The 22,846-nt window shown below is 40.8% G+C and carries 18 protein-coding genes; 2 read left to right on the top strand and 16 right to left on the bottom strand.

What is annotated here, in order from left to right; translation table 11 throughout:
• Positions 1 to 357: 357 nt before the first annotated feature.
• The 9 genes from gltS to ACIQ0C_RS16045 all read right to left on the bottom strand — a co-directional run bounded on the left by gltS (position 358) and on the right by ACIQ0C_RS16045 (position 12,242).
• Positions 358 to 1,551, bottom strand: coding sequence for a sodium/glutamate symporter (gene gltS / locus ACIQ0C_RS16085; RefSeq protein WP_403061679.1), 1,194 nt, complete (start codon positions 1,549 to 1,551; stop codon positions 358 to 360).
• A 5-nt stretch (positions 1,552 to 1,556) separates the two neighbouring features.
• Positions 1,557 to 2,501 carry a formimidoylglutamase gene (hutG, locus tag ACIQ0C_RS16080; protein ID WP_403061676.1) on the bottom strand — a complete coding sequence of 315 codons (945 nt, stop codon included), beginning with the start codon at positions 2,499 to 2,501 and terminating at the stop codon, positions 1,557 to 1,559.
• 363 nt (positions 2,502 to 2,864) lie between these two features.
• Positions 2,865 to 4,220, bottom strand: a complete 1,356-nt coding sequence (locus tag ACIQ0C_RS16075; RefSeq protein ID WP_403061673.1) for a sigma-54-dependent transcriptional regulator — start codon at positions 4,218 to 4,220, stop codon at positions 2,865 to 2,867.
• Between the two features lie 19 nt (positions 4,221 to 4,239).
• Positions 4,240 to 6,213 carry a transporter substrate-binding domain-containing protein gene (locus tag ACIQ0C_RS16070; protein WP_403061670.1) on the bottom strand — a complete coding sequence of 658 codons (1,974 nt, stop codon included), beginning with the start codon at positions 6,211 to 6,213 and terminating at the stop codon, positions 4,240 to 4,242.
• A gap of 239 nt (positions 6,214 to 6,452) precedes the next feature.
• The gene (menC, locus tag ACIQ0C_RS16065) at positions 6,453 to 7,589 is read right to left on the bottom strand and encodes an o-succinylbenzoate synthase (protein WP_402840864.1); all 1,137 of its coding nucleotides are present in this window, start codon (positions 7,587 to 7,589) and stop codon (positions 6,453 to 6,455) included.
• A gap of 111 nt (positions 7,590 to 7,700) precedes the next feature.
• Positions 7,701 to 8,531, bottom strand: coding sequence for a GNAT family N-acetyltransferase (locus ACIQ0C_RS16060; protein WP_403061667.1), 831 nt, complete (start codon positions 8,529 to 8,531; stop codon positions 7,701 to 7,703).
• A 155-nt stretch (positions 8,532 to 8,686) separates the two neighbouring features.
• Positions 8,687 to 10,171, bottom strand: a complete 1,485-nt coding sequence (locus tag ACIQ0C_RS16055) for an amino acid permease (protein ID WP_403061664.1) — start codon at positions 10,169 to 10,171, stop codon at positions 8,687 to 8,689.
• Between the two features lie 37 nt (positions 10,172 to 10,208).
• Positions 10,209 to 11,339, bottom strand: coding sequence for an amidohydrolase (locus ACIQ0C_RS16050; protein WP_403061661.1), 1,131 nt, complete (start codon positions 11,337 to 11,339; stop codon positions 10,209 to 10,211).
• A gap of 45 nt (positions 11,340 to 11,384) precedes the next feature.
• A complete protein-coding gene (locus ACIQ0C_RS16045) occupies positions 11,385 to 12,242 on the bottom strand; it encodes a MurR/RpiR family transcriptional regulator (protein WP_402840854.1) in 858 nt (285 codons plus the stop codon).
• 1,009 nt (positions 12,243 to 13,251) lie between these two features.
• Between ACIQ0C_RS16045 and ACIQ0C_RS16040 the strand changes: the two genes are divergently transcribed.
• On the top strand, positions 13,252 to 13,668 hold the full coding sequence (locus ACIQ0C_RS16040) for a PaaI family thioesterase (protein ID WP_402840852.1): 417 nt from the start codon (positions 13,252 to 13,254) through the stop codon (positions 13,666 to 13,668).
• Positions 13,669 to 13,829: 161 nt separating this feature from the next.
• Here ACIQ0C_RS16040 and ACIQ0C_RS16035 read toward each other — a convergent pair whose 3' ends face one another.
• The gene (locus ACIQ0C_RS16035; protein ID WP_402840849.1) at positions 13,830 to 14,402 is read right to left on the bottom strand and encodes a hypothetical protein; all 573 of its coding nucleotides are present in this window, start codon (positions 14,400 to 14,402) and stop codon (positions 13,830 to 13,832) included.
• 342 nt (positions 14,403 to 14,744) lie between these two features.
• On the opposite strand from ACIQ0C_RS16035, the gene ACIQ0C_RS16030 reads away from it, so the two are divergent.
• Positions 14,745 to 15,509, top strand: a complete 765-nt coding sequence (locus ACIQ0C_RS16030) for a hypothetical protein (RefSeq protein ID WP_403061658.1) — start codon at positions 14,745 to 14,747, stop codon at positions 15,507 to 15,509.
• Between the two features lie 113 nt (positions 15,510 to 15,622).
• On the opposite strand, the gene ACIQ0C_RS16025 is transcribed toward ACIQ0C_RS16030, so the two are convergent.
• The 6 genes from ACIQ0C_RS16025 to ACIQ0C_RS16000 all read right to left on the bottom strand — a co-directional run bounded on the left by ACIQ0C_RS16025 (position 15,623) and on the right by ACIQ0C_RS16000 (position 22,832).
• Positions 15,623 to 17,221, bottom strand: a complete 1,599-nt coding sequence (locus tag ACIQ0C_RS16025) for a long-chain-fatty-acid--CoA ligase (RefSeq protein ID WP_403061656.1) — start codon at positions 17,219 to 17,221, stop codon at positions 15,623 to 15,625.
• Between the two features lie 71 nt (positions 17,222 to 17,292).
• Positions 17,293 to 17,697, bottom strand: coding sequence for a PaaI family thioesterase (locus tag ACIQ0C_RS16020; RefSeq protein ID WP_063576637.1), 405 nt, complete (start codon positions 17,695 to 17,697; stop codon positions 17,293 to 17,295).
• Between the two features lie 86 nt (positions 17,698 to 17,783).
• Complete coding sequence (locus ACIQ0C_RS16015; protein WP_403061653.1) at positions 17,784 to 18,968, bottom strand: thiolase family protein; 1,185 nt, start codon at positions 18,966 to 18,968, stop codon at positions 17,784 to 17,786.
• Between the two features lie 68 nt (positions 18,969 to 19,036).
• Positions 19,037 to 20,185: an acyl-CoA dehydrogenase family protein gene (locus tag ACIQ0C_RS16010; RefSeq protein WP_403061650.1), complete on the bottom strand. Its 1,149-nt coding sequence runs from the start codon at positions 20,183 to 20,185 to the stop codon at positions 19,037 to 19,039.
• 111 nt (positions 20,186 to 20,296) lie between these two features.
• Complete coding sequence (locus ACIQ0C_RS16005; RefSeq protein ID WP_403061647.1) at positions 20,297 to 21,469, bottom strand: thiolase family protein; 1,173 nt, start codon at positions 21,467 to 21,469, stop codon at positions 20,297 to 20,299.
• Positions 21,470 to 21,563: 94 nt separating this feature from the next.
• Positions 21,564 to 22,832 (bottom strand): MFS transporter, encoded by a 1,269-nt coding sequence (locus ACIQ0C_RS16000; protein ID WP_403061644.1) that lies wholly within the window; start codon positions 22,830 to 22,832, stop codon positions 21,564 to 21,566.
• Between the last annotated feature and the right edge of the window lie 14 nt (positions 22,833 to 22,846).

The following is a 22,846-nucleotide window of genomic DNA, read 5'->3' as shown; positions in this document are numbered from 1 at the left end:
AATCAATTTCGGCCAGGATGGATACTATTATCAGAGAGGCATAACAGAGCTTATTCTACTTATCTCTGATCATCGCAGCATCATTCTTACTAAATCAGGCTACACACATGGTAGATGATGCCTACTTGATATTGATAGGATTCCGGTGCATTAATAATCATACAGATAAACCATTTTGAATTACCTGCTACATGGGCTATTTCGGAATAAAAAAATCAATACCGAATGTTTTGGTACTTCCAAAAACATTCGGTACCACTATATCCAATCCATTTTTTGACAAAGGTGAACTTTGCAGTAAACCCACTTTTTCCATGCCTTAATAATCCCGATAAACTATTAATTAAGAACAAATTATCATTTAAATAGATTAATACTTATGATGATGATTGGCATGGCAAAAACATCAATAAGAAATGCACCGACTATCGGAACGATTAAATATGCTTTACTTGAAGGCCCATATTTCGAAGTAATTGTTGACATATTTGCCATAGCATTTGGTGTAGCCCCTATACCATGTCCGATGAACCCTCCAACCATAACTGCCGCATCGTAGTTTTTGCCAAGAAAGCGAAACATGATGAATATGCTTAAAAGTATAATGAAAATTACTTGTATCACCACAATTAAAATAATTGGTAAAGCAAGGTCGGCAACTTCCCATAATTTTATACTCATTAATGCCATCGATAAGAAAATACCTAAAGTGATATCTCCAATAAAATTAATACTTGGCATTTCGATAATTTTTCCATTTATTTTATCTAAAATATTCCTAACTATTACAGCCACTATCATTGCTCCAACATAATTCGGTAAAACATAACCTGTCTTCGCCGAAAATAACTCTCCTAGATATGAACCTAAAGCCATACAAAATGTCAGAATTAATACTTGTTTCATAAATGAAGCTACATTCAATTCTATTTTGTCTTCCATTTCTTTCTTTTCTTGAATTTCAATATCCTTTTTACTTGGTGTTAATTTATGTTTATTAATTAGATACTTTACAGTTGGACCTCCAACTAATCCACCAAATACTAATCCTAATGTAGCTGCTGCTATTCCAATTGCTTGGGCAGATTGAATTCCCAGCGATTCAATCGTACCACCAAATGCTGTAGCTGCACCTATGCCACCTTCCATGGAAATTGCTCCTGCCATCATACCAATCAATGGATCAATCCCAAAAACGGGTGCTAAAGAAATTCCGATTAAATTTTGAGCAAATGCCAGAAACCCACATAACAACCAATATATTAATAATAATTTACCGCCGACTTTTACTAATTGAAAACTGGCACCCAACCCAACAGATGTAAAAAACGTTAACATGAATAATCCCTGGAGTGCCGTATCCAATGAAATGGTTATATTTAAAAAGGTTTTAAGACTTGTAGCTACGATTGCAAAAAGTAACCCCCCGACAACAGGTGCAGGGATACAAAAGTGTCTAAATAATTTGACATTCTTAACGATAATACCGCCTAATGCTAAAAGCAGTATCGCTAAAAAAATAGTGATCGTTTGATTAATCTCGATGTTCATATCGTCTATCTCCTCTCCACACACATGAATACTTCATTTATTAGGTTTGCAGCTAGTTTTGCAGTGCGATTATCACAATCTAATGATGGATTCACTTCACAGATATCAAATGAAATAGTTTTCGGATGTGAAGTAATCTTGCGAATCAATTGTCTAACCATTTTTCCAGTAAGACCAAATGAGGAGGGGGCACTAACACCCGGTGCTTCAGAAGCGTTTATAACATCCATACAAAGTGTCAATATAATATAATCATGTTGATTTATAAAATTCAGAATTTTATATTCATTTTCCTCAGACTTCCCATCTACTAATTCTTCTTCCAATATCCAAGAGCAACCAAGAGTAGTTGCAGTGTCAAATAATTTTTTTGTATTTCCATAACGTTGAATGCCAATAGGCAAATAACTAGCTTTATGATCATTATCTAATATTTGTTTAAACATCGTTCCAGAAGAAGTTATTTCTTCATATGAGCGTAAGTCAAAATGAGCATCAATGTTAAGAATACCTATTTTGGCATTGGGTCCAACACTCGACCTAATTCCTAGATAATGACCATAAAAGGTTTCATGTCCGCCCCCCAATATAACGGGAAACATATTTTTAGTTAATATTTTCTCTACGTGGCTTCCCAATTCAGCTTGTGCTGCCTCTAACTGTTGATTTTCACAAATGATATTTCCAAAATCAATTAGACTATCTGCTGATTGGCCATGCCAAGATAGAGAAGATAAGGATTTACGTATTTCATTGGGAGCTGCTTTGCTTCCAAGTCTTCCTTTATTCCTGCGTACGCCTTCTTCACATGAGAACCCTATTATTCCACATGTATTATTTATTGATGTTGTCTGATTATCTTTAACTATTTGATGAATTCTAAATTCATCTTTATCTATTAGACTATCTGTTCTGCCTTTCCATAAATCCATATTTGGTAACGCATACATTTATTTTTCCTCCCCATAAATAAAAATACTCCATATTTGCAATCGCCAATAAAATTCGGGTTGTAGTATATTAAAAGATCTGGTGCAATGGCTTGTCCTTTTTGTTTCGTTAAATTTTGATAGGCTATTGACTTATACTACCTGATGCATTTCGCACATCCCCGCTTTCGCCGCACTGTAACTTCCAGTTGAGCTCTGTAGACCATTATGGTGTATATCTATAACCCCCCCATTCTGATTAATGGTTTACTACAATTTTATTTAAGCAAGTTTCATGCCAGCTCCATCTCCCTAAAAACAGTGGAAAATTCAGATATATTCAAAATAAAAAGCAGGCGAAAATTGCCGCTCGGCAATTTTCGCCTACTTTTCTTCCCGATATTTCTTCAACTTGTCCCGCAATGTCCTTTCCCCGATGCCAATTGTTTGCGCTGTCCTCCTTTGATGACCGTTAAAAGCGGCAAGGTTATGAAGAATCACTCTTTTTTCGATTTCTTCAAGCGGTTCGCCTACATAGACAGGGATTAAGGTATTGCCGAAAAATGCGCGCGAGTTTTTTTGGATGTCGGAAGGTAAATCGGCTTTCTGTATGTAAGACTCATTCGTAAGCGCTATTGCCCTTTCAATCACGTTCTGAAGTTCACGAATATTTCCTGGGAAGTCATATTGCTGTAAAAGCTGCAGCGCTTCATGGGAAATTCCTTCTACTGGTTTTCCCATTCGATCACCAATTTTTGCAATGAAAAATTCCAACAACAAAGGAATGTCCTCTTTTCGTTCACGTAAAGCCGGAAGGTGAATCGGAATTACATTCAATCTGTAATATAAATCTTCACGAAATCGATTTTCTTTTACTTCTTTAACCAAGTCTCTGTTTGTCGCTGCAATGATCCGGACATCGATGCTGACTTCTTCCATCCCGCCAACGGGCATTACCTTTCTCTCTTGGAGAACGCGCAAAATCTTCCCCTGAAGCGCCAAATCCATCTCACCGATTTCATCAAGAAAGATTGTTCCTCCTTCCGCCAAAACAAACAGTCCATATTTCCGCTGTGTCGCTCCTGTAAATGCGCCCTTTTCGTACCCAAATAATTCTGATTCCAACAGGTGAGTCGGAATGGCGGCACAATTAATAGCCTGAAACTTTTTGTTTCTGCGCTTGCTTTGATTATGGATTGTTCTGGCGACGACTTCTTTACCGGTTCCACTTTCCCCTTCTATGAGGATGTTTGAATCGATATCCTTCACTTTTTCGATGAGGGAGAATATTTTGCGCATTGCCAAACTTTCACCGATAAGGCCATTCACACCTGCCACCTTATCCAATTCTTCACTCAGCCATTTCACTTTGGACTGAAGGGTGTATACTTCTTCTGCTTTTTGCATCAGCACTTCCAATTCATCAATATGAAGCGGCTTTGTCGCATATGAAAACGCACCCTTACGCATTGCTTCTACGGAAGATGGGATGGTACCGTAGGCCGTCATCATAATGACAACAGTCGAGGGGGAGAGGCGTTTGATTTCTTCTAACACTTCCATCCCATTGTAACCCCCGATTTTCAAATCCAGCAAAACGATGGCGATTTCTGCCCTTTCGAGAAGCGGAAGCGCTTGACGTGGGTCTGTAAACGAATAAACGTGATACTGGTCTTCCAATGCAAACGTAAGTGACTGACAAATGGTTGGCTCATCATCAATAATCATGATATCGTGCATCGTCTTCACCCTTTCTGTATTAATGCTGTAAACAAATGGTCACTACTGTTCCCTTTCCTACTTCACTTCTTGTCTCGATAGTGCCATCGTTTTCTTTGACAAGCTGATACGTAATAGAAAGCCCTAGCCCGACCCCGTTTGGTTTCCTGGTGTAAAACGGTTCAAAGATCTTATCAATGTCTTCTTCCGAAATGCCGATTCCTTCATCCTCGATTTCAACGACAGTGAACATATCCCGATAATATGCCCGAAAAATAAGGGTTCCCCCAATATTGGACGCCTGAATGGCATTAAGAATGACGTTAACCAGTACTTGTTTGATTTGCTGTGTATCTGCAGTTGCCTGAATGTCTCCAGCGAACTCTCGAACAATGCTCAGGTTTTTTTCTTTGATTTTCGGCTTAAGCAATAGCTCAATCCCTGCCATGGCCTCATTCAGCGAAAATGTGACAGGCTCTGATTTTTTAGGGCGGGCATAATCGAGCAAATCGTTAATCAATGTATTAAGTCGGGTAATTTCACTAGTGACCTGTTCGGAAAAGAACGTTCGGAAATCTGCGCTTGCAAATTTTTTCGGCAGCAATTGCGTATAGGTAAGGATGGATGTTAACGGATTTCTTATTTCATGAGCGATACCCGCCACGAGTTGACCCAGTGAACGCAATCGATCATCCTGAGCTACTTTTCTCTCCAGTTGTTTTTGTTCCGTACTATCGAAAAAATTCAACACCGCACCTACACTTTCTCCCCCAATAGTCTGAATCGGATACATGCTGTAAGTTATATGCCTTTTTTCACTCGCATAATGAGACCATACCGTTTCCTTTTGCAAGAAAACTCTCTTTTTCTCTAATGCAGCCTTAATCTCCTTTTCCGGGATGAAACGGGCAGTTGGCAGATCCTGAAAACGTTTTCCAACAACATTACCGTCCACCCCCAAATATTCCATGGCCCTAACATTAATCATCGATACAAGACCTTGCTGATTCAGTGTAATAAGCGAACTGTAGGCACTGTTTAATACTTGCTGCTGAAAGTTGATGTTTTCCTCAAGAAGCAGCATCTTCTCTTCCAAGTCTTTATTCACGTGCTCAATTTGCTCGGTTCGCTTAGCCACTTCGCGTTTAAGGCTGAGATTCCACCATAAGATGAGAGAAATCACAATGAAGGTAAGAATAAGACCAATTTCCAAATACAACAGCGTTTTGCGTAGCCGTTGAGTATTTGGCAGGATATATTCCCCGAACCACTTTTTCTCTATCTTTTCATACGTTCCATCTTTCTTGATTTGAGAAATTGCCTGATTGAATAGTGTCAGCAACTCTTTGTTTTTCGGCATCACAGCCACAGCATAATTTGTGGTGTCAAGTGGCTCACCGACAATCTTAATGAGTGATTGCTGCTCATTTTTCTGTAGAAAATATTGACCAGTAATCCGATTTCCAATGAAAGCATCCACTTTTCCGTCTATCAGGGACTGAACGGCTTCTTGTTGATTATTAGTTTCCACCAATTGCAAACGATCGACTTTACTTAATAGACCGCTTGCAACATCTCCTTTTTGTACAGCTACTTTCCGGCCTTTAAGATCTTCGATTTTTCGGATATACATAGTATCTTTCAACACAAAAATTCCTTGTGAACTTGTGAAATACGGAGCTGAAAAATCATAAAACTCTTCACGTTCTTGATTGTACTTCATGCCTTGAATCGCATCCACTCTTCCAGAGCGCATAGCTTGCACTGCCTCGTTCCACGGCATGGGATAATATTCGAACTTAATGCCAGTCTCGATAGAAATGGCGTTCATTATATCCACATTAAAACCGGTATAAACACCCGAATCGCTCAAGTATTCAAAAGGTGGAAAGTTATTATCCCCTGCAACCCGTATCACTTTTTGGGCTTCCGAATGGACTGCTGAAGGAAAGAAACAGCAAAAAAAGAAAAGGTAGACGGTTATTACGGCACAGATAATATGTAAATTTCGCATCGTCTCACCCCTTTTTTCTATACATACAGTTTTGTATCATAAATGTGTACATATACAATGTACAAAGACTCTATTATGATAACTTTTTAAAGGATATTAGAAAAGCTAATCTGCATTTCATAACACCATACATGGCAGAAGGTCGAATTACAATATTTTTTGAATGGAAAGTGGATTATAAATAAAAAAGGCATGCTCCCTTTTTCGGGAATCATGCCTTTATGCAATGTTGTAGCACCCTAGGCGTTTCTAGCAACATTCTCACTTAAATGATAGGTTTGACTGTGTATAGTATACTTTTTGATTTTTTCCATGCTTGGTTCATAGCCGATTCCAGGCAATTCTGGAACACTGATCATTCCGTTTTCCACTGTAACTTCAGGGTCAGTGATATCTTCTGCCCAATAGAGGGAGGAAGCTGCGGTATCGCCGGGAAGAGTGAAGTTCGGCAGTGAAGTGATTGCAATATTATGTGCTCTTCCAATTCCTGATTCCAGCATACCCCCACACCATAGCGGAATGCCATGTTCAAGGCATAAATCATGGATTTTCTTAGATTCAGTCAAACCTCCGACACGGCCAATCTTAATATTAATAATTTTACAGCTGCCCAATTTAATAGCTTTCCTGGCATCCTCTAATGAGTGTATGCTTTCATCCAGGCAAATAGGTGTTTTTAACCTTGACTGTAAATCTGCATGGTCAATGATATCATTATAGGCAAGCGGCTGCTCAATCATCATTAAATTAAAATCATCCAAGGCGGATAACCGGTCTATATCTTTTAAGGTATAAGCTGAATTTGCATCGGCCATGAGCGGGATTTCAGGATATACTTTTCGTACCTTGTCTATTAGTTCAACATCCCAGCCCGGTTTAATTTTTAGTTTAAAACGTTTATAGCCTTCACCGAGACGAGCTTCAATTATATCCAGGGTCGAATCGATCGAATCCTTTATTCCGATGCTTACCCCCACTTCAATTTTCTTTTTTGTTCCACCTAACACATTTGAAAGAGAAGCACCTTGCTTTTTAGCATACAAATCCCAAACGGCACCCTCTAAAGCGGCTTTTGCCATATAATTTCCGCGAATATGGGTGAAATATTTTTCGGAAATTTCATCAGGATGCTTGATTTCATTTTTTAGGATTATTGGAATTAGATAGTCTTCTAGTATATGCCAGTTTGTTTTTAAGGTCTCTTCATTATACAGAGGGTCGAGCATCGCAACCGATTCAGCCCAACCGGAAATGCCATCATCGCTTATGGCTTCTACAAGGATAAAATCCCTATCGCATTCCGTCCCAAAGCTAGTTGTAAAAGGTTCAAGCAAGTCTAGCTTAAGATGCCTTAGAATAACTTGTTTAATTTTCACTTAGAAATTCTCCTTCTGTGATAAAACTGTTAATGGACACAGTCTTACAAATTTTTTATTAATAGGCTTACACAGCCTGAAATTACTAAACATTATATATATTCTTCTAGTTCATTTCCTTGATAGCACATAAAACTGAACGGGAATTTCCGTCATGGAATTCTTCATAAAACCTGTTACCTGCCATCCTTGCTGAAATAATCCGGTAAAAATGTCCCTGGTTTTCATCCGCCATTCTTTGGCCGCTTGAATATTTGTGACTCTTATTGTTCGGAAGTCCTTTGGAAGGGCCACAAAAGCTGTTTCACATTCTTGTTCAGGCAGCGAGCGAGTGAAAGATGGAACAGGCAATCCCTTTTCAATGGTATCCCATTGAATAAGCGAGTTTTCCATCATAAAGTCCAGCGGCATTCCCCCTCCGCTAGAATCCGTTGTCTCTTTTTTATCAATATGCCATTCGACAAGAAAGCGGTCAGAAGGAATTCCACTGTTTAATAGATCTTCCATTTCACCATAGCAGTTTGCTATATATGTGGAGCATACCCCGCCGAGCTTGGCTATATTTAAATACCCATTGACACTTTCTAAAGGATCGTATGTCCAGGTAATAAGGGAATAGCCGAGCTTAAGCGCTTCCTCACGTTGTGCTAACTTTAACTTCTCGCCTATACCTTTGTTGCGAAATTGCTCATCTATGCCTAGTATATGTGAACAAAGATAGGCTGATTGCCCATTGAATCCCGGAAAGCTGTATTGAAATCCAATCAGCTTTCCGTCGCAATAAGCTCCTATAACCAAACCGCCGTTTTTCACGGCTGTTAAGGTTTGGTGTGTGGGGATTGAGTCGGTTTCTCCCCAAATGCTGGACTCTAGCTTTCTTACGTCCTCTAGTTCTTCAATTCCATGAATAGAACGAATTATAATTTCCTGTGATTTCGTCATGGTCAACCTCCTTGGCATAGCACAAGTGCCCTTATTGACAACATAAGATGACAAGGCAGTCCACAGCTGACGGCATGTCGTTATGAGGCACTGGAGCTATCATGTAAATGGTCTTTCATAATAAGAAATACTTTCCTGCTTTTATACAAAAGAGGTTATTCCACTTTACTGAAATCGGCCTCTTGCAATGGAGTCATTTTTGTTCTCTTTACGATTTTATATCCTAGAAAAGCCAGGAAAAATAAAGGAAGCCCGATATAGGAAATTAAAATTCCATACCAGTCAATCTCAGGACCGAAAAATGCAGAGTAATTTTGTCCCAATATTGCCGTAACACATAAAAGTGTGGCTAATATCGGACCGAATGGATACCATTTTGATACATAAGGCAAATCTTTCAAATCTCTACCTTGTGCAATATATGCCTTCCGGAAACGATAATGTGTAATCGAAATTCCTAACCAGGATAAAAAACCGGATAATCCTGCAGCATTCAATAACCAAGTATAAATCGTGCCTTCACCGAAAAGAGAGGTTAGGAAAGCTGCCATCCCAACGATGGTAGAAAAGTACACAGCGTTCACTGGAATGCCGCCTGAATTCACTTTTTTTAGAAACGAAGGGGCCTTGCCTTCTTTCGCCAGCACCCAAAGCACGCGAGAAGCTCCGTACATGGCCGAATTGCCTGCAGAAAGAACGGAAGTAAGAATGACCACATTCATGACGGAGGCAGCGATGGCAAGCCCAGCGTTTTGAAAAACCAGAGTGAAGGGACTTACCGCAATATCTTCAATATCCGAGCTTAACAAACGCGGATCATTATAGCTTATTAAAAATCCAATCACAATTATCGCCAATACATAGAACAAGAGAAGTCTCCAGAAGATTTGCTTAATGGCCTTTGGTATATTTTTTCTCGGGTTTTCACTCTCACCGGCCGCAATTCCTACTAACTCGGTACCTTGAAAGGCAAATCCTACCACCATAAAGACACTTATAATAGATAAAAAGCCTCCTTTAAACGGTGCCTCCCCTTTGGTGATATTTTCAAAACCTACGGCATCCCCTCCCATGATTCCTACAATCATTAATAAACCTACTGCAATAAAAATGATAATCGTCAAAACCTTTATAATGGCAAACCAGAATTCTGATTCTCCATATCCTTTTACCGATAAAATATTCAATCCAAATATGAGTGCAAGAAATAATGCGCTCCAAATGATGCCCGGAACAGAAGGAAGCCAATATTTCATTATCAGGGAGGAAGCTGCTAATTCCAGTGCGACTACGATTGCATTGTTATACCAATAGTTCCATCCGATCGCAAATCCCAATGCAGGATCGACAAACCTTGATGTATAGGTACTAAATGAGCCTGTAATAGGAATAAGGGCAGCCATTTCGGCTAAGCTTGTCATCAGAAAGTAAACCATGATCCCGGCAATTATATAAGCAGCCACAGCTCCTCCAGGACCCGCAGTATGAACAATGGAACCGCTTGCTAAAAATAGCCCCGTTCCAATGGTGCCGCCGATTGCAATCATCGAAAGATGCCTTGGTTTGAGTTTTCGCTCAAGTTGTTTTTCATCAGCAGCTGTTTGGTCCCCGGTTTGTGATGTTTGTGCCGTATTTTCCATAAAACACCCCTTCATTAATTTTTTAAGTACAAAAATTTTACTCTTCTGCAGCCATCATGACTGTGTTAATTAAAATTTTCGTTCCATAAATAAGTGCTTGTAAATTAAACTTCATATCCGGATGGTGCAGACCAGGCGTTAGATCGCAGCCTAACCCTATCATGGTTGCAGTTATATCAGGATTTTCGGCTGTATAAAAATGAAAATCCTCTCCTCCTTGAGAAACACAGACCGGAACGACATTTTCCTTCCCAAGGATATCTGCAATTGCGGCCTCAGCCAGCTTTATCGCCTTTTCATTCAAGGTCGCAGCTGGGACAAATTCTTCCGCAGACCAGGAGATCGATGTTTCAGTTTGTTCCATTGTCTGTTCAAAAGCTTCCTTTGTTAAGCGATTTAGTTCATTCATTACATCATTTGACTGCGCTCTGGCATCAATAGCAAAGACAGCTGTTTCCGGGATAACGTTTGATGCTTTATTGTTTGTTTCAAATTGAGTCATTTTGATGGAATAAGGAATTTCGGTTACCAGATTGATCTGTTGTAATTTTTGGACAATTAAAGCTGCTGCTTCGATTACATTTATTCCATCTTGCGGACGGGATGCATGAGCCTGAAGGCCTTTGATTGTACCCCTTATTGTTTCGGCTGAGCCATGGACAATGACGGGGGAAGCCTTCATATAAGGAACCTCCGTACTGGGTCTTACATGTACCCCGAATAAATATGTAACATTCTCCAACGCGCCATCATTGATCATTTGAAGAGCGCCTTCCCCTTTTTCTTCTGCAGGCTGAAATATAAACCGGAGAGTGTGTTTAGGCCGGATTCCGCTGGAAGCAATGGCCAATGCTGTATATAAAACCATTGTGCTATGTGCGTCGTGTCCACATGAATGATTGGGCTTTACAACCCCATCAACTTCCTGAACGAGCGCATCCATATCAGCCCTTAATGCTACAACCTTTTTTGAAATGCCTGGAATCTCGGCAATAATTCCATAATGGCTCTGAAATGTTTTTAGGGATATTCCCGCTTCCCTAAGACATTTCAAAATATAGCAAGACGTTTTTTCCTCCTGCCAACTTGGCTCAGCCAAAGAATGCAGGTCATGGTAGGACTTTATCAATGATTCTTGATGCTGATCAATATATTGAATCGGGTCCATGATGATGCCCCTCCTCCTTTACATGAATTTTAACTTTGTTAAAACTCATTCATTAAACACCTCATAGCTTGAATATAGCCTTTCTAATTTTTGCTGATGGGTATAAATCCGTTTTGCGTCTTTTTGATGTATGCCTGCAATAACCAAGTCCAACAAGCTAATAACGGAAGCGATTGAATTGGTTCCGGTTTCTGCGTTTTCTTCAGTGGTCAATGAAATATCAGCGATGCGGCCGACAGGTGACAGAAGGCGGTCTGTAACTGAAATTAAACAAACTCCTTGTTCTTTGGCAACCTCTGCAACCTTTAATGTTTCATTCGCATATCTTGGAAAGGAAAAAACAACTAACGCAGACTTGTTAGTGAGATTACAAAACTTTTCATAGAAGTCACCTGTTGGTGAACATAAACTTACATTTTCCCTTAATGAACTTAGCGTATAGGAGAACCAATAGGCTGCGGCATGGGAAATCCGATGCCCTGCAATTAATATTTGGTCAGCCTGGATCAAGACATCGACTGCTTTCCATATATCCTGAACGTTCGTATGATCTAAAAGATGTCTTAAAATATGAACTTCGTTTTCTATCACTTTTGTAAATGGATCTTGCTTGTCATCAATGCGGAGAATGGAATCACTGTTGGATAAGTCTATTTGATTTTGGTGCAGCAGCTGTTTTTGAATCCTCGCCTGCATTTTACTAAACCCTTCAAATCCCAATGAATAGGAAAACCGAATGACCGTTGTTTCACTAACCTCCGCTTCCCGGCCAATTTGAAATGCCGTTTTAAAGGCGGCTTCATCCAAATTTTCGATCAGGTAAGCGGCAACTTTTTTTTGACCTGCCGATAGATGATCAAATTTTTCTTTTACTAATAATTTAAATGGAAGATGTTCCACCATATCACTCCTTCCTGACGAATTAAATACTTCTTTTCAAAATTAAGATGAAGGAAATACTTCTTTGTTTTATACACTATCACAATTTAATTAGAAAAAGAAGAAGTTTTTGATTTTTTTGATAATTATTAACTTCAACTTCCCTACAGCTTTTTATAAAATAATATTCCCGGTGATTTCAGAAATCCGCTCCCTTTCCGACTGTCTGCCGAGCCTCCTCGACGCAAGCGTCTGTGGGTCTAGGCTAGCCAGTTTTTCGACAGGAGTCTCGTAAATTTCTTCAATCCATTAAGAATTATAGTAAAAAAACAAACTAGGAGGATTAACTAGTCTCAAACATAATTCGGTGTGAGATCAGCCTGCAGTTTTTTCTAGAAAACATTCCAGCTGATTCCAGAAATCCGCTCCCTTTCCGCCGACTGTCTGCCAAGCCTCCTCTGCACGAGCGCCTGTGGGGTCTCGGCTAGACAGTTTTTCGGCAGGAGTGTCGCAATTTTCTTCCATCCAATAAGGATTATAGGTGAAAAAAACTTAAAGGATAAACTGGTCTCAAACATAATTCGGTATGAGATCAGCCTACAGTTTTTTCTAGAAATCATTACAGCTGATTTCAGAATTCCGCTTCCCTCCGCCGACTGTCTGCCAAGCCTCCTCTGCACGAGCGCCTGTGGGGTCTCGGCTAGACAGTTTTTCGGCAGGAGTGTCGCATATTTCTTCCATCCATTAAGGAGTACAGGAAAAAATATGAAATATAAACAGGTCTTAAACAGGGTTCGTGATGAGACCAGCTAACAGTTTTTTCTTTTAAAACACAAAGTTGATTGGAACGGAAGGTACGAGACTCCTGCGGGAAAAGCGTGGCATGGGAGACCCCGCAGGCGCGCCGAGGAGGCTCCCGCCCGCCCGCGGAAAGCGAGTACCTGGAGTGGAAATCAAAATCAACAACTTCATTGACATCAAGATATATGTTAGAATATTCTGTAGTTTCAACTTATTCAAGGGGGGTAATTTAATGGGGGAATCATTTAAAGGACACGAGCTTTTACAAGTTATAACAGAGGGTAAACAGCCACCGAATTGTGATTTTACGTTACAGATTGAAGCAAATTATGCCCAGGATGGAATTGCAAGGGGAATATGGAAAGTGGATGATAAATTTATAAATGGAAATGGTGTAGCAATGGGCGGTTTTGTCACTTCTGCAGCAGATATCATAATGGCTTATGCGATATCTTCTAAATTAAGCATTGGACAATCCTTCGCATCCATTGATTTACATACTACCTTTCATCGACCAGTAAGATTAGGAGACGTACAAGTTGAAGCAAAAGTTGACCGAATCGGAAAAAAAACAGCTTATGTACTCGCAGATTTATTTCAAAATGATAAAAAAGTGGCAAGCGTTGTATCATCAGTTATGGTCCTTTGAACCGGATAAAAAAGCATGTTACACAAAAAAAGCCAATTGTAACATGCTTCTTTCATTTAGATAATTCGATAAAATCAAGAACAGTTCAGAAAATTCACCGCTTCGTCTAATCATTTCATTTGATCTCCATTATATATTTTTCTTGCAGATACCTTCCATCATCAAACAAACCATCGCAGCACAGGGCTTTTGAGATCCATTGTGAATAGACCGTAATCAATGACAACCATTTCATCGTTCCCGTTATATCCGACATTATCCAAACGCAAATCTATTGGAATAATTCCGTACCTTAGAAAATTCAATTCCAACTTGATCAGTTTTGTATATTCCTTGATTGCAAACGGTACGTTCGTGTCCACCTTCTTCATGATAATCCAGCCCGTCCCATACTCCTTAACCGGACATAAATACTTTTTGACTTTCTCATTACAGTTATTATATATATAGGCTTCGTTTGCATTGCTGATTAATCCTACTTCTGAAAATGCAACTTTTAATATATAACCATTATTTAAATCATAGACGACCCGGTTAAATCCATGCCCAATGATTTTATACTTGAACTTTAGCGTTTTTCTGGCAGTAGACATTTTTTGTCCAGCTGTTTTATAAAATTGGAATATCCCTATTTGAGATATCCAGGACTCAATGGCTTTTATCTCTTGCCGGGACAGCATTGCACTTTTATTCGGCAGATGTATCCTTTCCTTACCATTGTTAATTGGCCACATTCCCTAAACGTCTCCTTTTATAATAATTTGTTACTAGAGAGAGGTTTCCAGGGATGAAAAAACAATATAAGAATAAAAGCATGTTCTCATTTTTTCAAGATTTCCCCTTCGTTATATAATATGACTCTTTTATAAAACGGCTTGTACTGTAGCTGAGAAATCATTATCAAGGACAGGGAACCTCAAATCAGTGGGAAAATGGAATTTTTCGGTAATGAAAACCCACGATCTCTTGGGCACTCTTCTTTCCTTCATTTGCAAAAAAAATGGTATATTATTCTTTGACATCAAAGTTAAGACAGGGAGTGATGAAGTATTCGTAAAAGTTGGATCATTTCGGTAATGGTTGGTTTATTGCTTACTTGTTTAAGTGTAATTGCCTACAATTATTTCGAGAGCGATAAAACTGAAAAAGGGAAAAATCCGGAAACAAAGGAATCTAAAATTGCTGAGGTGGAGGAATATGGCGGGACCCATCTAAAAAAAGTCGGTGATAAGGTTCACAATAAAAATTGGGGAACCTTCACATTACTAGAAACGAAGTCCATTAATGAATCATTTGAATTGGCACCCATGGTCATCACAGTCAAGGATATCCGCAGGATTCAATTATCTTCACTCACAGATGAAGCGAAGGAGGAGCTCAAGCCCTATACGGGATTGAGTTTTGAAGAGGCCTATTCGATATATTATAAAGAGAATTTATCCATGGAGGAAATCGATCAACAGGCGGCGTTGTCTAAAACGGATATCGATGAAGAGGTTTCTTATCTAGAGATAACTTATTCTGTTGAAAATGAAGATTCGAAGGAACTTCAGTTCTTCAGCATGGAAAATGTTACTTTCAATGATTACCTTTCATATGATGTGCCTTCTAAAAATTTCATCCATTCCGGAGATACTTTTATGGGGACAAAAAAAGTAAGTCGATCAGACTACCAACCAGGAGAAATGAGAAAAGGCACAATTGGCTTATTGGTTGATCCCGAGGAAAACTTCGAACGGCTCGATTCCTTTTCTTTCACTACCGATGATATAGCGGATGGTGAGTCTCATGAATTATTGGTGGATGGGACTTCATTTGAAATTCCCCTAAAAGGAAAGTAGTTTTATAATCTATAAAGAATATGATAGAAAAACCCTAAATAAGGGGAACCTCGAAAAAAGGTTTCACTTATTTAGCGCTTCATATAAGCTTCCTAACGATAAATGAAATGGGATTATCTTTCCCCTACAGTAGGGCTTTGTGCTCCTTCCTCCATTAATATTCTACGCAATATTTTTCCTACAGCAGATTTTGGCAGTTGTTCCCTGAACTCAAAACTTCGCGGCACTTTATATCTGGCCAGTCGCTGCTCACAAAACTCCCTGATTTCCTGCTCCGGCACTGACTTTCCTTTCTTTAAAACTATGGCCGCTTTTACCGTTTCCCCACGGTATGAATCCAATACTCCATATACACATGTCTCTTTTACGGCTGGATGCTGATAAATAATATCTTCGACTTCGATTGGATAAACATTATAACCGCTAGTAATGATCATATCTTTCTTCCTGCCTACGATATAAAAATATCCATCTTCATCCATCTTAGCGATATCCCCAGTGTAAAGCCAACCATCCCGCAAAGCTGTTGCCGTCTCCTCCTGATTTTTCCAATATCCCTTCATTACTTGCGGACCTTTAATGATCAGTTCGCCTCTTTCTCCTGCTGGCAATTCATCAACGCCTGTTTTCAAATCGACGATTTTAGCATCGGTATTTGGGTATGGAATTCCGATACTTCCTCGTTTTTTCTGTCCTATGACTGGATTACGGTGTGTAGTGGGTGAAGTTTCCGACATTCCAAATCCTTCCAATATTGTAACCCCAAATTTTCTTTCGAACTGCTGAATGATTTCTACCGGGAGCGGGGCAGAACCACAGCTGCAGTACTTAAAGCAGCATAAATCGTCCGCCGTTAAATCCGGGTGATTCAATAAAGCAATATACATGGTCGGGACACCAGGAAAAATGGTTGGCCGATGTGTTCGAATCAAATCTACCACCTTATTTATTTCAAATTTCTCTAATGTGATATAAGTTGATCCGGCATATATGGCACTATTCAATCTTCCATTTCCAAACACATGGAATAATGGGGTCAATCCAAGCATCCGTTCGCCAGGACTTTGGAGTTGAAGGGCATTTGCCGTGAAGGCAAAGTCTTGAAATACATTCGAGATCAAATTAAAATGCGTGAGCATGCCCCCTTTTGATTTCCCTGTTGTTCCCCCTGTATATTGAAGAACAGCCACAGCTTCCTTGGGGTCGATATCCAGAGCAGGGAGTTCCTTATCTTTACTTGATAAATCAGTTCCGGTTTCCATTAATTGCTCGGCTGATATGAACGTTAACCTGTCAGAAAAACTTGTTAGCACTAATTTTTCCCGTTGTACCTCACGCCCAATGAACCAATTGGCTCCGGAATCCTGTAATATATAGTCCAATTCACTTGACTGATACAGTGGGTTCACTTGAACGACCATACCTCCCAAACGATGAATGGCATAATAGGCAATGATATATTCTAGACAATTTGGCAGCATGATTGCTATACGATCGTCTTTTTGAAATCCACGGTTGTCTAAATTCACAGCAAAACGATCTGAGGCTTCCTTTAATTCCATATATGTCATTTCCCGATCCCCATCTATCACGGCCTTGCAGGTTGGGTAAAGTCGGGCTGAACGTTCAAGGAGTCCATATAATGACAATACTGGAATCTCAATTTCAGCAGGGGTTTCTTTAGGATAAAATCGATGCCAAGTTCTAGTCAATTTTTCACACCTCATTCTTTTCTATTAAAATGGAGCATAGTCACTTGTCAGCCAACTTGATCATCCTTGCCTCATTTATCACGAATGATTTTAAAAATTCCTGTGCCCTTCGCAATGATGTTGCCTTCAGCATCTTTTATTTCTCCTTCAGTAAAGGCTATTTTGTATCCTTTTTGCAGGACTTTTGCTTCCGCAAATAGTTCCCCGCTTGATATGCTGGCTAAATAATGTACAGTTAAGCTTGTCGTCACGACTTTAGATTTGGTGACGGAACGAGTCACCATTCCCAGAATGGTATCCAGCATGGTGGCATGAATGCCCCCGTGCAGTGTTCCATTGACATTAAGTAAGTGTTCTTCAATGTTTAGCTTTATAGTTACATTACCTTCTTCAAACCGGATGATTTCAAACCCAATATGTGAAAAGAATGCACTACTTTCGAATTGATTCCGAATATCCTCCACTTCAACAGGCAATCTTCCTCCCCCTCACTTATGCGCGATTCAACTTATATACGGAAAGGAGCAGAAACGTATGGGGTTTCCACTCCTTTATCGTTGGACTATATCGTTTCAATCATGATGGCCATTCCCTGTCCGCCGCCAACACAAAGTGTAGCAACTCCATATTTTTCTTTTCTGCGAATCAGTTCATATATTAGTGTTGTCACGATCCGGGCGCCCGTTGAACCGACTGGGTGCCCAAGTGCAATGGCTCCACCATTTACATTAACCTTGTTTTCATCTAACGATAAATCCCTGATTACTGCCAATGCCTGTGAAGCGAACGCTTCATTTAATTCGAAAAGCCCAATTTCTTCTACTTTTTTCCCGGTGCGCTCCATAAGTTTTCCAACGGCTGGTACTGGACCAATCCCCATCACTTCAGGAGAAACTCCAGCAGTCGCCCAATCGACAATCTTTGCAATTGGCTGTAATTGCAACCGTTCCGCTTCACTGGCTTTCATTAATACCAATGCAGTCGCTCCGTCATTACGGCCACAAGCATTACCGGCAGTGACGGTCCCGTTTTCCCTGAATGCCGGTTTTAAGCTTGCAAGCTTTTCCATTGTGGTGTCCGGGCGTGGATATTCATCCGTTTCAATGATAACCGTACTCTTCCTGTCAGAGACCTGGACAGGAACGATTTCATCTTTGAACTTTCCTTCTTCCATCGCTTGCGCCGCTCTTCGTTGACTTTCCACTGAAAAGGCATCTTGTTCTTCCCTGGAAATGTTGTATCGCTGTGCGACATTTTCAGCGGTGATTCCCATCCCCAAACTTTTCCCATAAATCTCTTGAGGTTGCTGCCCAGCTTCAGTATTAGAATCAACTAGTTTGGTGCTGTCTCCCCCAAAACGGGTACTTCTTAAATAAAGCGGTGCGCGACTCATGCTTTCCGTACCGCCGGCAACGACTATATTTGCTTGACCTGAGCTTATCTGCTGTGCTGCTGAGGTGATGGCTTGCATTCCAGATGCACATAACCGGTTTACCGTAAAAGCCGGTGCAGAATCGGGAATCCCTGATCGCAATGCCGCCACCCTCGCGACATTCGAGGATTCGGTCGTTTGCCTAACCTCCCCTAAAATGACTTCGTCCACTTGTTCAGCTGCAATATTTGCCCGCTTTATCCCTTCTTTAATGGCAATGCTAGCTAAATGACCGGAACTAATCTCTTTAAATGCTCCACCGTACCTACCAATTGGTGTTCGTACAGCACTCACGATCACGATATCTTCTCCCATTTCGTTCCTCCCCCTTGAAATACCAGATACTTGGGCAAAAGACTGCCTGCCCGAATAAAGCAGTACATTTAACACTCTTCCAAGACATTTCTTGCAATGATTAAACGTTGGATTTCATTCGTTCCTTCATAGATCTTCGTTATGCGGGCATCCCGATAGAAACGTTCAACTGGATATTCAGCCATATATCCCATACCACCATGAATTTGAACCGCTTTATCCGCCACCCGATTAAAAACGTCAGAAGCGAACAGTTTTGCCATTGAGGCTTCCTTGATCACTTTTTTTCCTTCAACAATCTTTTGTGCCGCCATCATCGTCAATGCTCTTGCAGCTTCCGTTTCGGTTGCCATATCAGCAAGCATCCATTGAATCGCTTGGTTGTCTGCGATTGGTTTACCGAATTGGATGCGCTCTTTTGCATATTTGGCTGATAATTCGATTAATTTACCACTTGAACCCACTGCTCTTGCAGCCAATCCTACCCGCCCTTCACCTAAAATTTTAAGTGCAGAGATATATCCCATTCCAACTTCGCCGATTACATTTTCTTCTGGTATGATACAATCCTCAAAAATGACCTGTGAGGTATATGATCCTCTTAACCCCATTTTTTTGTCCTTTTTGCCGACATTCAAACCTGGAAAATCTCTTTCCACTAAAAAAGCGGTAATCCCTCCCTTTGCCCCTTTATCTTTATCCGTTAAAGCAAATACGGTATAAACATCAGCTATCGGCCCATTCGTGATGAAATGTTTCGTCCCGTTCATCACCCAGTAATCACCCTTCTTTTCTGCACTCGTTGCCAAATTGGTTGCATCCGAGCCCGCTCCGGGTTCAGATAAAGCAAAGGCGCCAATTTTCGTGCCTGCTGCCATTTCAGGCAAGTATTTATTTTTCAAATGTTCGGATGCTAGCTTAACCAGACCTGTACTGCCAATCCCGGTGTGAGCGCTTATTAATGAAACGAAACCATTATGGGTCCTTCCTAACTGCTCTAATACGGTAGCCTTTCCCACCGCATTTAAGCCAATTCCACCGTATTGTTCGGGAATGCTTATCCCGAATAAGCCAAGGTCTTTTGCTTTTTCCACCAAATGCTCCGGGATGGCATCTTCTTCTTCAATTTGTATGGCAAAGGGCTCCACCTCCCTTTCAACAAAATTACGGATCATTTCCTTCATTTGCTGCATTTCCTTAGTTAAAGTGATTGTCATGAGTTTATTCCTCCTCAGTTCTGTTCATGTATAGTTCCATTGACAAGTTTTCTTCATAGGGCATATAGGGCTGAATGCTGTGTTAAATTCATTGTTTTTCTGCTATAAAATTCAGGCTTCACGTTCAATTATCGTAGCAATTCCCTGTCCGCCTCCAATACAAGCTGTAATTAGGGCGAGCCTTCCGGCAGAACGCTTCAATTCATGAACCGCTTTCGTAATGAGGATGGCACCCGTCGCACCTAGTGGGTGTCCATGTGCAATGGCTCCCCCGTTCACATTCACTCTTGCAAGATTCATATCAAGCTCCCGATTACAAGCAATGACTTGAGCAGCGAAGGCTTCATTAATTTCAATGATGTCCATTTCATTTAAGGAAAGCCCTGATTTCTCCATTACCTTTCTTATAGCGGGAACAGGCCCTATTCCCATATAATTTGGATCTACCCCTGCAACAGCCTGTGCCCTGATCGTCGCTAAAGGTTTAATCCCCAATTCCACCGCTTTTTCCCTCGACATGATGACCAATGCTGATGCGGCATCATTCAATCCCGAACTATTGCCTGCAGTCACCGACCCGCCTTCTAGAAACGCAGGTAATAATTTGGCAAGCCCTTCTTTCGTTATTTGCGGTCGTGGATGTTCATCCAATTTAAATTCGATATCGTCACCTTTTCTGACGGGAATGTGAATAGGCACAATTTGTTCATTGAAGCGGCCCTCTTCCACGGCTCTGGCCATATTTTTTTGGCTTTGTAGAGCGAAGGCATCTTGTTCTTCCCTGCTGACCTCATATTTTCCCGCTAAGTTTTCAGCCGTGATTCCCATCGGGGGATCGCCAATCTCTTTTGGGGACAACCGGGACTTTCTAAACTGCGGTGGCTTTGCACTGTATGGTTTTTCCGGTCGGTCCATCAAGTATGGCGCCCTGCTCATGCTCTCGACCCCACCTGCGATATAGACATCGTCTTCGCCAGCCCGGATCGCTTGTGCAGCCAAGTTAACAGCATTTATTCCCGAGCCGCATTGACGGTCGACAGTCACTCCCGGAAGATGAATCGAGAGGCCAGTTTCCAGTGCAGTTAACCTGGCAATGTTTCCACCCCCGCTTAACACATTCCCCATGATTACATCATCTATCATTCGAGGTTCGACATTCGCTCGTTTTAAGGCTTCTTTCATCACTTCTGCTCCAAATACGTGGGCAGGAACAGATGCAAGTGCACCTCCCTGTTTTCCAATTGCTGTTCGAACTGCAGAAACTATAACGGCATCTCTATTCATTTCCCATCCGCTCCTTTTCCTTTTATTCACACCATTATTTGAAGGCATTCCTTCATTTCACCAATTTCATTGAATGTAAGCAGGTTCCGCCTACTTATGAGGACTTAAGGTCAAAGTTATCCGAACTTTTATTTTTAAGTTTCCCGGCCGGTTTAACGAATATCGCAAACAGGATGCCAAAAGCCAGGACAAGGATGGCCATGAACAATATCGATAGGTTATAACCCAATAGTTGATTTCCTCCAGCTAAACTTATGATATAGCCAGTTAATAGAGGTGCAATAATGCCCGCAAGATTTCCTGATGATGTTAAGATACTTGTCATCAATCCCCCCCGCTCCTGCATTTCATTGATCATGATCGTTGGTCCAATTGGTAAAATGGCGTATGTAAGACCCTTTGCTAAACACATGGCGACTATCACCCAGATTGGATTTTGAAATACCATGATTGAGGAAAAGAACAATGCACCAAGAATCATGGCGCCCGCAACGACGAATACCCTTGATGATCGCCAATTCTGATTCTTCTTGAATAAATGATCAGACGCCATCGAAACACCCATATAAATACATACGGAAACGACCCCGATTATCGCAACGCTGGTTCCCATTTGACCTGGAGTCATTTTTACGGCTTCGACTAAATAAATCGGGAGCCAAACAGAAAACCAAACAACTAAAATATACGTTGAAAAATAAGCGAGGGTAGTAAACAAAGCAGTAGGTGAAGCCAATAGCAGCAAAAAGTCTTTCACTTTTATTTTTTCCAGTTTTAGTTTCTTTTTCTTTTGAACGTTTTCATATACTTCAACTGGATTTTCCTTTGTTAAAAATTGAAAGAGGAAGAACCAAACAAGGCTTGCTCCTCCAAGAGCGGCAAAGGCAGCCTTCCAGCCGAATATCGTAATTAAGGAAACGAGGATCGGTGCCACGATCATCGCACCAACGGTCCCTCCGCCAACAACTACCGAATTGGCAAAACCTTTCAGCTTCGGCGGAAACCACTTATCGGCATGACTGTAAGCAATTGGACTATAAGGCCCTTCGAATGCGCCAAGTAAAATCCTATATAGAATTAATAATGGAAGAGCGGTAATGGCTAAAACGCCGAATTGCAAAACAGTCCATGTCAGCATGATGAACCCAAGCACTTTTTTAGCCCCCAGCCGATCAGCCCATGCTGCCCCAAAAATCCCTGTTACTGGGTAGAGCCAATAATAACTGCTTCCAACAAGACCCCACTCCGCATAGGTAAGATTGAATTCCTTCATGATGGGAACAGCTGCGAGTCCCACGATCGATTTATCTGCAAAATTGATGACGGCTCCAAAGAATAATAGAATGAGAACAACCCAACGCATATGAATCCCTCCTC

Source organism: Peribacillus sp. NPDC096448, from assembly GCF_044762675.1.
Lineage (GTDB): Bacteria > Bacillota > Bacilli > Bacillales > DSM-1321 > Peribacillus > Peribacillus frigoritolerans_B.
The sequence above is the reverse complement of the archived record's forward strand: the minus strand, read 5'-3'. Positions and strand labels throughout refer to the sequence as shown.